The sequence below is a fragment of the Variovorax sp. 10N412 genome (genome assembly GCF_056394985.1).
On the sequence record NZ_JBFTIO010000020.1, the window covers coordinates 17,364 to 30,113 of the forward strand.

12 protein-coding genes are annotated in these 12,750 nt (G+C 67.7%); 2 read left to right on the forward strand and 10 right to left on the reverse strand.

Annotated features, from left to right (window positions below):
* Positions 1 to 10 precede the first annotated feature (10 nt).
* A complete protein-coding gene (locus tag AC1DJH_RS29235; RefSeq protein ID WP_478188078.1) occupies positions 11 to 994 on the forward strand; it encodes a Bug family tripartite tricarboxylate transporter substrate binding protein in 984 nt (327 codons plus the stop codon).
* Between the two features lie 2 nt (positions 995 to 996).
* A complete protein-coding gene (locus AC1DJH_RS29240) occupies positions 997 to 1,689 on the forward strand; it encodes an RraA family protein (protein ID WP_478188079.1) in 693 nt (230 codons plus the stop codon).
* A gap of 30 nt (positions 1,690 to 1,719) precedes the next feature.
* Here the strand turns inward: AC1DJH_RS29240 and AC1DJH_RS29245 are convergent, their stop codons facing one another.
* From AC1DJH_RS29245 to purT, 10 genes are all read right to left on the reverse strand, one after another.
* Entirely contained in the window at positions 1,720 to 2,193 is a 474-nt protein-coding gene (locus AC1DJH_RS29245) for an EVE domain-containing protein (RefSeq protein ID WP_478188080.1), read from the reverse strand.
* Positions 2,194 to 2,200: 7 nt separating this feature from the next.
* Positions 2,201 to 3,364, reverse strand: coding sequence for an ABC transporter substrate-binding protein (locus tag AC1DJH_RS29250; RefSeq protein ID WP_478188081.1), 1,164 nt, complete (start codon positions 3,362 to 3,364; stop codon positions 2,201 to 2,203).
* A 43-nt stretch (positions 3,365 to 3,407) separates the two neighbouring features.
* The gene (locus AC1DJH_RS29255) at positions 3,408 to 5,264 is read right to left on the reverse strand and encodes an AMP-dependent synthetase/ligase (RefSeq protein ID WP_478188082.1); all 1,857 of its coding nucleotides are present in this window, start codon (positions 5,262 to 5,264) and stop codon (positions 3,408 to 3,410) included.
* Positions 5,265 to 5,269: 5 nt separating this feature from the next.
* Entirely contained in the window at positions 5,270 to 6,043 is a 774-nt protein-coding gene (locus tag AC1DJH_RS29260; protein ID WP_435437651.1) for an ABC transporter ATP-binding protein, read from the reverse strand.
* Positions 6,044 to 6,500: 457 nt separating this feature from the next.
* Positions 6,501 to 7,319: an ABC transporter ATP-binding protein gene (locus AC1DJH_RS29265; protein WP_472121464.1), complete on the reverse strand. Its 819-nt coding sequence runs from the start codon at positions 7,317 to 7,319 to the stop codon at positions 6,501 to 6,503.
* Positions 7,316 to 8,392, reverse strand: a complete 1,077-nt coding sequence (locus tag AC1DJH_RS29270; RefSeq protein WP_478188083.1) for a branched-chain amino acid ABC transporter permease — start codon at positions 8,390 to 8,392, stop codon at positions 7,316 to 7,318. The genes AC1DJH_RS29265 and AC1DJH_RS29270 overlap by 4 nt, the downstream gene beginning before the upstream one ends.
* A 92-nt stretch (positions 8,393 to 8,484) precedes the next feature.
* Entirely contained in the window at positions 8,485 to 9,360 is an 876-nt protein-coding gene (locus AC1DJH_RS29275; RefSeq protein WP_478188084.1) for a branched-chain amino acid ABC transporter permease, read from the reverse strand.
* 19 nt (positions 9,361 to 9,379) lie between these two features.
* The gene (locus tag AC1DJH_RS29280; protein WP_435437647.1) at positions 9,380 to 10,210 is read right to left on the reverse strand and encodes a helix-turn-helix domain-containing protein; all 831 of its coding nucleotides are present in this window, start codon (positions 10,208 to 10,210) and stop codon (positions 9,380 to 9,382) included.
* Positions 10,211 to 10,319: 109 nt separating this feature from the next.
* Positions 10,320 to 11,261: an alpha/beta hydrolase gene (locus tag AC1DJH_RS29285; protein WP_478188085.1), complete on the reverse strand. Its 942-nt coding sequence runs from the start codon at positions 11,259 to 11,261 to the stop codon at positions 10,320 to 10,322.
* Positions 11,262 to 11,394: 133 nt separating this feature from the next.
* Positions 11,395 to 12,597 carry a formate-dependent phosphoribosylglycinamide formyltransferase gene (purT, locus tag AC1DJH_RS29290; RefSeq protein ID WP_478188086.1) on the reverse strand — a complete coding sequence of 401 codons (1,203 nt, stop codon included), beginning with the start codon at positions 12,595 to 12,597 and terminating at the stop codon, positions 11,395 to 11,397.
* Between the last annotated feature and the right edge of the window lie 153 nt (positions 12,598 to 12,750).

The window sequence follows — 12,750 nt, forward strand, 5'->3', positions numbered from 1 at the left end:
AGAAGCGCCCATGAACACGAGATCTTTTCTGAAACTGCTGCCGCTGCTGACGCTCATGGCATTGGCGAAGGGCGGCGGCGCGCAGGCCGCCGACGCCTTCCCCAGCAAACCGGTGCGCATCGTCGTGGGCTTCGCGCCCGGCGGCTCCAACGACATCGTGGCGCGCCTGATCGGCCCCAAGCTCGCCGAAGGACTGGGCCAGCAGGTGATCATCGACAACCGCCCCGGCGCGGGCGGCAACATCGCCGCGTCCGCGATGCTGTCCGCGCCGGCGGACGGCCACACGCTGGTGATGTGCACCACGGGCACGCTGTCGATCATGCCGCACCTGCTCAAGAGCATGCCGTTCAACACGGACACCGACATCGTGCCGGTGACGCAGGTGGCCAACGCGCCCTACCTGCTGCTGGTGAACGCCGAGCTTCCCGTGAAGAACGTGAAGGAACTGATTGCCTATGCCAAAGCCAAGCCCGGCGTGATCAACTTCGCGTCCTCGGGCAACGGCACGGGCGGCCACCTGGCCGGTGAAATGCTGAAGTCGCGCGCCGACATCGACATCGTGCACATCGCGTACAAGGGCACCGGCCAGGCCATGTCTGACCTGCTCGGCGGCCAGGTCGCCATGATCTTCGACCAGCCCGTCAGCTCCATGTCGTACGTGCGCTCCGGCAAGCTGCGCGTGCTGGCCGTGGCCAGCAGCCACCGGCTTTCGAGCTTGCCCGACGTGCCCACCGTGTCGGAATCGGGCGTTGCCAATTTCGAACCCGTGACCTGGACCGGCCTGTGCGCCGCCAAGGGCACGCCGCCGGCAGCCATCGAGCGCATCCAGCGCGAGACCGCCAAGGTGCTGGCCATGCCCGACATCGCGCGGCGGATGACGCAGGACGGTCTGGAGCCGGTAGGCAGCACACCCGAGCAGTTCCGTGCGTTCCTGGCGGCCGACCGGCGCAAATGGGGCACGGTCATCAAGGACGCGAACATCAAGGCCGAATGAACATGACCGCACTTGCCGAACCCGATGTGCTGCGCAACTTTTCGCGGCCGCCCGCCGACGTCGTCGCCTCCGCCGCGAAGTTCGCGCCGGCCATCCTGGCCGACGTGGCCGGCCGCCGGGGCGCCCTGCACGGGCGCATCGCCGCGCTGCACCCGGCCATGCGCTTCGCGGGCACCGCCTTCACCGTCGAGGTGCGGCCCGGAGACAACCTCATGATCCATGCGGCCATGGCGCTGGCGCGGCCGGGCGACGTTCTGGTGGTGGACGGCAAGGCCGACCAGACCAGCGCGCTCATGGGCGAAATCATGATCAGCGCCTGCCGCCAATTGGGCCTGGCCGGCGTCGTGATCGACGGCGCGGTGCGCGACAGCGACGTGCTGCGCGACCTGGGCTTTCCGGTGTTCTGCTTCGGCACCAACCCCAACGGCCCGACGAAGAACATTCCGGGCCGCATCAATCACCCGGTCAGCGTGGGCGGCGTGGTGGTGCGCCCCGGCGACTTCATCAGCGGCGACGCCGACGGCGTGGTCGTGGTCGAGCGTGAAAGGATCGAGGCCCTGCTGCCGCTGGCGCAACAGAAGGTGGCGGACGAAGCCCGGCGCATCGAGGCCATCGGACGCGGGGTCACCAGCGCCCCCTGGCTGGAGGCCGCGCTGCAGCGCGCGGGCGTGCTGGCCGCGGGCGAGAAGCTCTGAACGCCCGGCCGACGGACCGGCCGACCGCGGTCAGCCCAGCATCTTCTCGATGACCTTCCAGTGCGCGGGCGCCACCGGCGTGATCGACAGCCGGTTGCCCTTGCGCAGCACCACCAGCTCGGCCAGCTCGGGCTTTTCGCGCAGCTCGGGCAAGGCCAGCAGGCGCGTCTTGCGCAGCGCCTGCACGTCCACCAGCAGCCAGCGCGGATCGTCGGGCTTCGACTTGGCGTCGTAGTACGGCGACTTCGCATCGAACTGCGTCGGGTCGGGCTTCACGCCCGAGGCCACGCGCGCGATGCCGGCGATGCCCGGCTCCGGGCAGCTCGAGTGATAGAACAGCACGCCGTCGCCGACGGCCATGCCGTCGCGCATGAAGTTGCGTGCCTGGTAGTTGCGCACGCCCGTCCACGCCACGGTGGCGCCGGGCGCGGCGAGCGCATCGTCGATCGAAACCTCGTCGGGCTCGGACTTCATCAACCAGTAGTTCGGGGAATGGGTGGGCATGGTCCCGTCATGGTGTCACATAGTCCGACACCACCACCCACTTGCCGTCCTTGATCTGCGACAGCCGCGACTGGTCGTTGCCCAGGCGCTTGGTGGCGGTGTAGGTGCTCTTCGGGCTGCCGAACATGTCGGGCTCGAAGGTGATGCTGTCCATCGCCTTGATGAAGCTGTCGGTCGTGAGGTTCGGGCCGGCCTTGGTCGCCGCCTTGATGAACGAGTCGACGATCACGTAGCCGTACACGGAGAACACGGTCGGGTCTTCGTTGAACTTGGTCTTGTACTTGTTGGCCCAGAAGCGCAGCGGCTGCGACTGCTCGTCGGTGTAGGGGTTCTGCACGGTCATGGTGGCGTACACGCCGTCCATCGCCTTGCCGCCCAGCTTGTGGATGAGGTCGGTGTAGGCCGCGCTGGAGCCGATGAAGGTCGGGTTGAAGCCCGTCTTGCGCGCCTCGCCCACGGTGCCGATGGTCTCGCGGATGATCGTGCCCAGCACCACGAGGTCGCAGTTGGCCGCCTTCATCTTCGCGACCTGCGAGCTGAAGTCGGTGGCGCCGCGCTTGAACGAGGTCTTCTCGGCCAGCTCCATGCCCGCGGCCTTCAGGCCGGCCTCGGCGCCGCGCTGCACCTCCAGGCCGAACTCGTCGTCCTGGTAGATGGTGCAGACCTTCTTGGCGCCCTTGTCCTTGATCATCTTGGGCAGGGCCAGGCGGATCTGGTCGTAGTAGGTGGCGGCGAACGAGTACTTCAGCCGGTTCAGCGGCTCGTACATTTCGCGCGCCGCGGTGATGGGCATGTAGTTGATGACGTTCTTGTCGAACTGCACCGGCATCGCCGCCATGTTCTGTGCCGTGCCGATGTGGCCGGCCATGATGAAGATCTTTTCCTGGTTCACCAGCTTCTGCGCCGCCAGCACCGCCTTCTTCGGGTCGTAGCCCGAGTCCTCCACGAACAGCTTGAGCTTGCGCCCGTTCACGTCGCCCTGCTCGTTGAGTTCGTCCACGCGCAGCTGCATGCCGTTGCGCGCCTGCTTTCCGAAGCCCGCCAGCGGACCCGACAGGTCCTGGATGGTGCCGATGCGGATCTCGTCCTTGCTCACGCCCTGCTGCTGCGCAAACGCGTGCGTCGCGACCAGCCCCCCCACGGCCAGCGTCGTCAGTGTCTTGAGCTTCATGCGGTTGTCTCCTCGGGTTGACGAAAAAAACAGGCCGGCGACGTCACCGGTACATGGCGTCGATGCGCTCGGCGTACTTGGTCTGCACCAGCTTGCGCTTGAGCTTCATCGTGGGCGTGAGCTCCTCGTCCTCGGCGCTGAGCTGCGTCTCGAGCAGAAAGAACTTCTTGATCTGCTCGACGCGCGCGAACCTGGCGTTGACGCGGTCGATCTCGCCCTGGATCAGGTCCTGCACTTCGCGCGTGCGCGTCAGGCTCTCGTAGTTGCTGAACGGCACGTCGTTGTCCTGTGCGAACTTCTCGACGTTCTCCTGGTCGATCATGACGATCACCGTGAGGTAGGGCTTCTTGTCGCCGATGACCACGGCATCGGTGATGTAGAGGCTGAACTTGAGCTCGTTCTCCAGCTCGCTGGGCGTCACGTTCTTTCCCCCCGCCGTGATGATGATGTCTTTCATCCGGTCGGTGATGCGGAAATACCCGTCCTCGTCCATCACGCCCACGTCGCCGGTGTGCAGCCAGCCGTCGGCGTCGATGGTCTCGGCGGTCTTCTCGGGCAGGTTCAGGTAGCCCATGAAGACATTGGGGCCGCGCACCAGGATCTCGCCGGTGCCGGCGTCGATGCGCACCTCGTTGTAGCCCGTGGCCGGACCGATGGAGCCGGGCTTGATGCGGCTGGCCGGCACCGCGGTCGAGGCGCCGCACGACTCGGTCATGCCCCACACCTCCAGCATGGGCACGCCCAGGGCCAGGTACCACTTCACGAGCTCGGGCGAAATCGGCGCCGCACCGGTCACCAGGAAGCGCGCGCGGTGAATGCCGATGAGCTTGCGCGCGTTGTCCAGTGCCAGCACCCGCGCCAGCCTGAACTTCAACTTGAGCGCGGCGCCCACGGGCTCGCCCGCCAGCACGCGCGCGGCAATCGCCTCGCCCACGCCGATGCTCCACCGGTAGGCGGCCTGCTGCAGCGGGCCGGCTTCCTTCAGCGCGATCATCACGCCCGAATAGAACTTCTCCCACACGCGCGGCACGGCGGTGAACACCGTAGGCGCGATCTCGCGCACGTTCTCCGGCACCGTCTCGGGGTTCTCGACGAAGTTGAGGATGGAGCCGGTGTACATGGCGAAGTACTCGCCGCCCATGCGCTCGGCGATGTGGCACAGCGGCAGGAAGCACATGCGCTCGTCGCTCTCGTCCTGCGCAATGAGCGTGTTGTAGCCGCGCGCGGTGTACACCAGCCCGGCGTGGCTGTGCATGGCGCCCTTGGGCTTGCCGGTGGTGCCCGAGGTGTAGACCAAGATGGCCAGGTCCTCGGGCCGGCAGGCCGCCACGGTGCGCTCCACGCACTGCGGGTCGGCGGCCAGCCGCGCGCGGCCGAGGGCGCGCAGCGCGTCCAGGCTCATCACGGCCGCATCGTCGAGCTCGCGCAGGCCCTCCATGTCGAACACCACGATGCGGCGCAGGCCCGGCAGGCCGGCGCGCACTTCGAGCGCCTTGTCGAGCTGCTCGTCGTCTTCCACGAAGAGCACGGTGGTGCGCGAGTCTTCGCAGAGGTAGTGCACCTGCGAAGCCGCGTCGGTCGGATAGATGCCGTTGGACACGCCGCCGCAGCTGAGCACGGCCAGGTCGGCGAGCACCCATTCGATGACGGTGTTCGACAGGATGGAAGCGCACTCGCCGGGCACGAAGCCGATGGCCTGCAGGCCGGCCGCGATCTCGCGCACGGCGTCGGCCGTCTGGTGCCAGCTCCAGGTGCGCCAGATGCCCAGCTCTTTTTGCCGCATCCAGACGGTGTCGCCGCGTTGCTTCACCGCGTTCCAGAACATGGCGGAGAGGGTGTCGCCGGGCACGACGACGTCGAGCCGGGGGGCGAAGGTGTCGAGGTCCCAGAGTCCTTGCATGGCGGCTATCTCCAGGTCTTCTTCTTTTTCCAGCGCCGCTCGCCGCGCACGCCGTCGTCCTTCACGCCGAGGTAGAACTCCTTGATGTCGTCCTTCTCCCTCAGGCGTTCGCAGGTGTCTTCCATCACGATGCGACCGTTCTCCAGCACATAGCCGTGGTCGGCTGCGTTGAGCGCCATGTTGGCGTTCTGCTCGACCAGCAGGATGGTGGTGCCGCGCTCGCGGTTGATGCGCACGACGATCTCGAAGATTTCCTTCGTCAGCTTGGGGCTCAGGCCGAGGCTCGGTTCGTCGAGCAGGATCAGGTGCGGCGCGGCCATGATGGCGCGCGAAATCGCAAGCATCTGCTGCTGGCCGCCGGAGAGCAGACCGGCGTCCTGCGTGGCGCGCTCCCTGAGGATCGGGAAATAGGTGTAGACGGTCTCCATGTCCCGTGCCACGCCGTCGCGGTCCTTGCGGGTGTAGGCGCCCATCAGCAGGTTGTCTTTCACCGACAGCAGCGGGAACACTTCTCGGCCTTCGGGCACGTGGCTCAGGCCTTGCTGCACGATGTACGCCGGGTCCTTGGCGGTGATGTCCTTGCCCTGGAACTCGATGCTGCCTTTTCGGGGGTCGATGATTCCGGAGATGGTCTTGAGGATCGTCGTCTTGCCTGCGCCGTTCGAGCCGAGCACCGTCGCTATTTCGCCCTGTCTTACTTTCAGGCTCACACCCCGGATGGCCTTGATGGGGCCGTAGGCGCTTTCCACGTTCAGGAGTTGGAGGACTGCGTCGCTCATTTCACGGTTCCCTCGGTCGGGGAGCGGCGTTGGGGCACCTGTCCCTTGCGGGCCGACGTCACCGGCCCTTCGGGCTTCCCTGCGCTGCTCACGACGGGCGGGGTCTCGCAGAACTCGCTTCGCTCAAACAGCTGCGAGCCCTGATCCGCCCGTCGCTGCGCTGCTCGGCGGTGCCTCAACGGCCCGCAAGGGACAGGTGCCCCAACGCCGTGGACACGCACAGGGCGAGCACTCCACCGCCGGAGCCCGGTGTGCGGTGCGGCGCAGTCGCCCCCTCTGTGCCGCTGAGGAGCGCAGCTTTCCGCGGACAAGGGCCCGCCCTTGTTTGAGCGAAGCGAGTTTGGGCGGGACCCCGCGGAAAGCGAGCACCGGAAGGGAGCCCGAAGGGCCGGCATAGTGGGGGCGATTGCGCCGCACCGCGCACCGGGCGTCTCCAAAGAGGTAACGAACAAAGCACTCACGCCGCCACCCTCCTCAAGCTGCTCACGTCGTCCACAGTCCCGAGATAGGCCTCGACAACACGCGGATCGGCTTGCACCTCCCCAGGAGATCCGGTCGCCAGCACCTCGCCCATGTTCATGGCAAGAACGCGGTCGGAAACTTTGGAAACCAGCGACATGTCGTGCTCCACCATCAACACCGACACCCCCAGTTCATGCTGGATGTCCTGGATCCAGAACGCCATGTCCGCCGTCTCCTCCACGTTGAGGCCGGACGAAGGCTCGTCGAGCAACAACAACTTGGGCTCGGTGCACAAGGCCCGCGCCAGCTCGACCACCTTGCGCACGCCGTAAGGCAAACCCGCCACCATCGAATCGCGGTGATGCTGCAGGTCCAGCAGCTCGATCACCTGCTCCGCCTTCTCGCGCGCCGCCATCTCCGCACGCCGCGTGGCGGGTGTGAAGAACACCTCGCTCCAGAAGCCAGTCTGCCGGTGCGTGTGACGGCCGATCAGCAGGTTGTGCAGCACCGTCGCGTGTTCGAACAGCTCGATGTTCTGGAAGGTGCGCGCAATGCCCAGCGCGGCGATCGCATGCGGCGCCTGCTGCGTCAGCGCGATCGGCCCGCGCGCTTCGCCGTGCCACGTGATCTCGCCCGTCGTCGGCGTGTAGATGCGGCTGATCAGGTTGAACACCGTCGTCTTGCCCGCGCCGTTCGGGCCGATCAGCGTGAACACCTCGCCGCGGCGAACATCGAAGCTCACCTTGTTCACCGCGAGCACGCCGCCGAAGCGCACGCTCAGCTCCCGGGCCGAAAGAAGAATGTCGTCGCTCATCTCAGCCGGTCCGACTTGGCGAAGGACTTCTGCCGCTTGAACAGGCCCTTGCGGTAGAACGGAAAGAGCTGCAGCCAGGTGCGGATCTTCAACCAGCGACCGTACAGGCCCAATGGCTCGAACAGCACGAACGCGATCAGCACCAGGCCATACACCAGCCCCTGCAACCCTGGCGCCTGCCCGACGACCGCCGGGAGCCAATCCTTGCCCATCGAAATGAGCTGCGGCATCGCAATCAGGAAGATCGCGCCCAGGAACGCGCCGTGCACCGAGCCGAGCCCGCCGATCACCACCATCAGCAGCAGGTCGATCGACTGCAGGATGCTGAACTGGTCGGGCGAGATGAAGCTCAGCTTGTGCGCGTACAGCGCACCGCCCAGCCCCGCGAGCGCCGCCGAGATCGCGAACGACATCGTCTTGTAGCGCGCCAGGTGAATGCCCATGCTCTGCGCCGAGATCTCCGAATCGCGGATCGCCACGAAGGCGCGCCCCGTGGGCGAGCGCAGCAGGTTCAGGATGCCCAGCGTGCTGAGCACCGCCACCACCAGGCAAAGAAAGTAGAAGCCGTCGCCAGAGCCCAGCGACCAGCCGAAGAGCTGCGGCGACTTCACGTGCAACCCCGCGTTGCCGCCCGTCACGCTCTCCCACCGCGCGAACACCTCCTCGACGATGAAGCCGAACGACAGCGTCGCGATGCCCAGGTAGATGCCCTTCACGCGCAGCGCGGGCAACGCGACCACCACGCCCACCGCCGCCGAGAGCGCCGCCGCCGCGACCAGCGCGAGCGGAAACGGCACGCCCAGGTTCGTGAGCACGCCTTGCGTGTATGCACCGGTGCCGAGGAACGCCGCATGCCCGATGGAGAACTGCCCCGTGAAGCCGGCCAGCAGCATCAGGCCCAGTCCGACGATGCCGTAGATCAGCACGAAGGTCAGCTGCGCCAGCCAGTACTCCTCGATGATCCACGGAGCGGCAATGAGGAACGCGACGAGCAGGCCGTACCAGAACACATGGCCGCCATGCCGCGCGAGGCGGATGTCCTGGTCGTAGCTGGTCTTGAAGATGAAGCGCATATCAGGTCCGCCGCCGGGCCGCCCCAAGGCGGACCTGCCCCCCCTCGGGGGGCAGCGAGTACACGAAGTGACGAGCGTGGGGGCGCATTTTTCTAGACCTTCTTGCGCAGCTTTTCGCCGAACAGACCGTTGGGCTTGATCATCAGCATCAGCAGCACCACGATGTACGGCGCCGTGTCCTTGAAACCGTCGGGGAGATAGAAGCCCGCGAACGACTCGACGATGCCGATGACCAGCCCGCCGACGATGGCGCCCGGCAGGCTGCCGAAGCCGCCCACCACCGCGGCCGGAAAGGCCTTCAGCCCGATGAAACCCATGTTCGCGTGCACGAAGGTGATGGGCGCGAGCAGCATGCCGGCAATCGCGGCGACGGCGGCCGCCAGCCCCCACACCAGCCCGTTGAGCCGCTTCACCGGAATGCCCATGTAGTACGCCGCCAGCTGGTTCTGCGAGGAGGCCTGCATCGCGATGCCCAGCTTGCTGTAGCGGAACATCGCGAACAGCAGCCCGCACAGGATGGCCGTGGCGATGATGATCGCCAGCTGCTCCAGGTTGACCACCAGCTCGCCCAGCTTCCAGATCTGGTCCTTGTAGGGCACGGCCAGCGTGTGGGTCTCGGTGCCGATGCCCGGCACCATGGTGATGAGGCCGCGCGCCACGTACGCAATGCCGATGGTCAGCATCACGATGGTGAACTGCGGCTGCCCCAGGATCGGACGGATCACCATCAGCTCCAGCAGCACGCCGAAGGCCGCCATCGCCACGATCGCCAGGATGGCCGCAAGCCAGAACGGCAGGCCGAACAGCGACATGCCCGCGAACGCACCGAAGGCGCCGAGCATCATCAGGTCGCCCTGCGCGAAGCTCACGGTTTCGGTGGCCTTGTAGATCAGCACGAAGCCCAGCGCGATCAGCCCGTAGATGCAACCTTGCGCAATGCCCGAGAGCAGGAGTTGAAGGATCTGCATGGGGCTTGTCTTCCTGCGCTCAGTGCCTGAAGCCGCCAGCCGCGTCGTGCAGCGCCAGGCGGCGCGAGCCGGCCAGGATGTCGCTGGGTTTCAGGCCGTACACCTGGCGGATCGAATGGCTGAAGTGCGTCGAGTCGGGGTAGCCGGTGTCCAGCGCAATGTCGGTCAGCGTGCTGGCCTGGCGCACGTAGCGCAGCAGGCTGCGCGCGCGCTTCCAGGCGCGGAACGCACGGAAGGCCATGCCCGTCTCCTGCTTGAACAGGTGCAGGAAACGCGAGAACGACAGGTGCACCGAGGCCGCGCAGTCCTCGGCCGACATGGGGGCGGCGGGGTCGGCGTTGATGGCGTCGGCCACCTTGCGTATGCGCGCATCGAGCATGCGCGGCGCGAGGCTTTCGCCGAAGAACATCGCATCGAAGTCGAAGCCCTCGAAGTCGGTGCCGCGGCCCGAAGCCGCCAGCAGGTGCGCATGCGCATCGCGCACACGCTGCACGAAGGCCGGTGCCTCGACCGGGCCGCAGTGCTGCAAGAAGGCGGGCATGCGCGCCGGGTCGACCGACTCCGATTCGATGAGCAGGCTGAAGATGAGCGGATGCGCGCTCTCCACCTGGTGCGGCACATGCGGGGGCACCACGATGAGCTCGCCCGTCTGCCAGGCCCCGCCGCCGATGCGGATGCGGTTGGGCGGCGCGCCGGCGGGCGACACGCACACGCCGTGGCCACCCATCGTGCGCTCGGCTGCCGCGCCGAGCAGGCCGGCATAGAACACCCGGTGCGGCGTGAGCCACATCAGGCGTTCGCCCTGCCTTGCGGCGCCGCTCGGGGGCGGCGTCGTCCTCGTTCGCTGCATGGTTTGTCTCCTGCAATCGGTGGACTGCCACTCTGCGGTGGCGTCTGGGTTGGCTGGATCGTAGCGGCGCGGGCCGCTCGCGCGATATCGATTTGCGCGGGGACTTTCCCTAGGCCTGCGCGAACGCGCGCCGCATTTCCGAGGCACACAGCGCGACCGCGGTGTTGGCCTCGTCGAGCACCTTGCCCATGGTGATGAAGCCATGGATCTGGCGCTCGAAGCACACGTACGCGGCGTGGTTGCCGGCGGCGGTGAGCGCCTGCGCATACGCCGCGCCTTCGTCGCGCAGCGGGTCGTAGCCGGCGGTGATCACCAGCGCCGGCGGCAGCGCCGACAGGTCCGTGTGCAGCAGCGGCGAGGCGCGCCAGTCGAGGTCGTGCGCGGGGTCGGTGATGTAGTGGTCGTGGAAGTACGCCATCGTGTCGCGGGTCAGCAGGTAGCCCTGCCCGTTCGCCTGGTGCGACGGATGGCCGCGGCGCATGTCGGTGGCGGGGTAGATCAGCAACTGGTACACGAGGGGCAGGTCGCCCGCATCGCGCGCGGCGATGGCGACCACCGCCGCGAGGTTGCCGCCCGCGCTGTCGCCGCCCACGGCCATGCGGCTCGCGTCCAGCCCCAGCGTGGCGGCCTCGCGGCGCACCCAGCGGGTGGCGGCGAGCACGTCGTCCACCGCGGCGGGAAAGCGGTGCTCCGGCCCCATGCGGTAGTCGACCGCCACCACCGCGCAACCTGCGCCGTTGGCCAGCTCGCGGCACAGCACGTCGTGCGTGTCGAGGTCGCCGATGACCCAGCCGCCGCCGTGGTAGTACACCAGCACCGGCAGCGGGCCGGCGCCCGAACCCAGGGGCCGGTACATCCGCACCGGGATGGGGCCGTGCGGTCCGTCGGCGGGCAGGTCGCGCACCTCGGCCACTTCGGCGGGCAGCGGTTGCGTGGCGGTGCGGCGCTCGCGGTAGAAAGCCCGCGCGTCGGCGGGCGAGAGGGTGTGGGTCGGCGGAATGCCGCGCGCCTCGATGAAGTCGAGCAAGGCGCGCGCCTGGGGATGCAGCATGGTGTCTCCGGGAGGGGCTGGTGGATGTCCCTCGATCTTCCCGCACCATGCCCGCGCAGTTGCGGCGCGGCTTGCGAAAACTGGCTACCCGCCTGCGGTGCGCGGGTTCATCCTTAGCAACCGCAGTGCGCGATCAGGCCTTGCGCGGCTTCACGCGCGAGGCAGCCTCTTTGGCGAGCTTGCGTGCGGTGTCGGTGTCGGCCGCATGCACCAGCGCCACGCCCATGCGGCGCTTGGTGAAGCTCTCGGGCTTGCCGAACAGGCGGATGTCGCTGCCGGGCACCTGCAGCGCCTCGGCCACGCCGTCGAAGGCGATGCCGGCGGCGTCCACGCCGCCGTAGATCACCGCGCTGGCGCCCGGGCTCTTGAGCGAGGTGTCGACCGGCAGGCCGAGGATGGCGCGCGCATGCAGCTCGAACTCGTTCTGCCACTGCGTGGCCATGGTGACCATGCCGGTGTCGTGCGGGCGCGGGCTGACCTCGCTGAACCAGACCTCGTCGCCCTTCACGAAGAGTTCGACGCCGAACAGGCCCTGGCCGCCCAGGTCGGCCGTGACGGCCTGCGCGATCTGCTGCGCCTTGTGCAGCGCGGCGGGCGCCATGGGGTGCGGCTGCCAGCTTTCCACGTAGTCGCCGCTCACCTGCACGTGGCCGATGGGGTCGCAGAACTTCGTTTCCACGGCGCCCGCGCCATCCTGGGCGCGCACGGTCAGCAGCGTGATCTCGTAGTCGAAGTCGATGAAGCCCTCGACGATCACGCGGCCGTGGCTCACGCGGCCGCCGGCCATGGCGTAGTCCCAGGCCTTCTGCACGTCGGCCGGGCCGTCGATCTTGCTCTGGCCCTTGCCGGAGCTGCTCATCACGGGCTTCACGATGCAGGGGTAGCCGATGCCGGCGTCGATGGCGGCCTGCAGCTCGGCCAGCGAGTCGCAGAACTTGTAGGGGCTGGTGGGCACGCCCAGCGTCTCGGCGGCCAGGCGGCGGATGCCTTCGCGGTCCATCGTGAGGCGGGCGGCGCGGGCGGTGGGAATCACGCGCACCACGCCGGCGTCTTCCAGCTCCTGCAGCGTCTGCGTGGCGATGGCCTCGATCTCGGGCACCACCAACGTGGGCTTCTCGGCCTCGATCAGCGCCTTGAGCTGCGCGGGGTCGCTCATGGTGATGGTGCGCGCGTGATGCGCCACCTGCTGGCCGGGCGCGTTCTCGTAGCGGTCCACCGCGATGGTCTCGACGCCGAGGCGCTGCAGGGCGATCAGCACCTCCTTGCCGAGTTCACCGGAGCCGAGCAGCATCACGCGGGTGGCGGAGGGGGAAAGGGGGGTGCCGAGGGTGGTCATGGTCGGAAGTCGGGAAGAGAGAGGAGAGGGGAGGGGAAAAAGCAACCGCAGGACTGTAAGCCACCCACGCGCCGGCCGTGTCACACGCGGCAACGGCGCGGCCATGGGGCTGATTCACAATCGACGGCTTGCCGTGGTACCCGCCGCGCGCCC

What these genes read in the sequence shown, in the direction of transcription:
- AC1DJH_RS29235 (WP_478188078.1), top strand. Translation starts at nt 11, where the DNA reads ATGAACACGAGATCTTTTCTGAAACTGCTGCCGCTGCTGACGCTCATG.
- AC1DJH_RS29240 (WP_478188079.1), top strand. Translation starts at nt 997, where the DNA reads ATGACCGCACTTGCCGAACCCGATGTGCTGCGCAACTTTTCGCGGCCG.
- AC1DJH_RS29245 (WP_478188080.1), bottom strand. Translation starts at nt 2,193, where the DNA reads ATGCCCACCCATTCCCCGAACTACTGGTTGATGAAGTCCGAGCCCGAC.
- AC1DJH_RS29250 (WP_478188081.1), bottom strand. Translation starts at nt 3,364, where the DNA reads ATGAAGCTCAAGACACTGACGACGCTGGCCGTGGGGGGGCTGGTCGCG.
- AC1DJH_RS29255 (WP_478188082.1), bottom strand. Translation starts at nt 5,264, where the DNA reads ATGCAAGGACTCTGGGACCTCGACACCTTCGCCCCCCGGCTCGACGTC.
- AC1DJH_RS29260 (WP_435437651.1), bottom strand. Translation starts at nt 6,043, where the DNA reads ATGAGCGACGCAGTCCTCCAACTCCTGAACGTGGAAAGCGCCTACGGC.
- AC1DJH_RS29265 (WP_472121464.1), bottom strand. Translation starts at nt 7,319, where the DNA reads ATGAGCGACGACATTCTTCTTTCGGCCCGGGAGCTGAGCGTGCGCTTC.
- AC1DJH_RS29270 (WP_478188083.1), bottom strand. Translation starts at nt 8,392, where the DNA reads ATGCGCTTCATCTTCAAGACCAGCTACGACCAGGACATCCGCCTCGCG.
- AC1DJH_RS29275 (WP_478188084.1), bottom strand. Translation starts at nt 9,360, where the DNA reads ATGCAGATCCTTCAACTCCTGCTCTCGGGCATTGCGCAAGGTTGCATC.
- AC1DJH_RS29280 (WP_435437647.1), bottom strand. Translation starts at nt 10,210, where the DNA reads ATGCAGCGAACGAGGACGACGCCGCCCCCGAGCGGCGCCGCAAGGCAG.
- AC1DJH_RS29285 (WP_478188085.1), bottom strand. Translation starts at nt 11,261, where the DNA reads ATGCTGCATCCCCAGGCGCGCGCCTTGCTCGACTTCATCGAGGCGCGC.
- purT (WP_478188086.1), bottom strand. Translation starts at nt 12,597, where the DNA reads ATGACCACCCTCGGCACCCCCCTTTCCCCCTCCGCCACCCGCGTGATG.